At 28.1% G+C, this 893-nt stretch carries 1 protein-coding gene; it reads left to right on the top strand.

What is annotated here, in order from left to right; genetic code table 11:
* The first annotated feature begins 422 nt into the window (after positions 1–422).
* Positions 423–677 carry a hypothetical protein gene (locus B6S12_RS11605; protein ID WP_245892672.1) on the top strand — a complete coding sequence of 85 codons (255 nt, stop codon included), beginning with the start codon at positions 423–425 and terminating at the stop codon, positions 675–677.
* Positions 678–893 lie beyond the last annotated feature (216 nt).

Genomic DNA, 893 nt, shown 5'->3' with positions numbered 1-893 from the left:
CAAATAGGCGTTTTATTGCAAGTATTGTGTATGGTGGTATAGCTAGTATTGTCCTAGGTAGTTTATTAGGCTATTTTTTATATGCAAAAGAGCCTGAGTTAATCAAGCCCTTTATTATTAGCATTTTTAATATAGCAACTTTTTTCTTAGTGTGGTGTTGTATATATTTTCTTGCATATAGAGCACGCAAAAAGCAAGAAGATAACAAAGCATATAAAACAAGACATTTTTATATCATTGTCTGTTTATTTAATGGCATATTATTTCTATATGGCTTTTATAGTTACTTTTTTCGTGGAATTCTATTTTACTAGGATTAGATTTATGGTTACTAGCCCTACTTTTAAAAATATTAAAGTTCCAAGTAATTTAGCTATAAAACATTTACTTAAGACCACTATAAATTATAAGGAGGTTAAATAATGATTGCTGATGCAATTGGAGCTCTCATTGTTGGATATTTATATTTTGTATTAATATCTTGCCTTGTAACAAACTATGCACTTTTTATGGTATTAATTATTGCTTATAAGAAATATCAACTTTTTACAAATAGGCGTTTTATTGCAAGTATTGTGTATGGCGGTATAGCTAGTATTGTCCTAGGTAGTTTATTGGGCTACTTTTTATATGTAACAGAGCTGATTTATCAAGCCCTTTGCTATTATCATTATTAATATAGCAACTTTTTTCTTAGTGTGGTGTTGTATATATTTTCTTGCATATAGAGCACGCAAAAAGCAAGAAGATAACAAAGCATATAAAACAAGACATTTTTATATCATTGTCTGTTTATTTAATGGCATATTATTTCTATATGGCTTTTATAGTTACTTTTTTCGTGGAATTCTATTTTACTAGGATTAGATTTATGGTTACTAGCCCTACTTTTA

This window comes from Helicobacter valdiviensis (assembly GCF_003245365.1).
GTDB lineage: Bacteria > Campylobacterota > Campylobacteria > Campylobacterales > Helicobacteraceae > Helicobacter_D > Helicobacter_D valdiviensis.
Note: the sequence above shows the minus strand (reverse complement) of the source record. Positions and strands in the feature narration are given on the sequence as shown.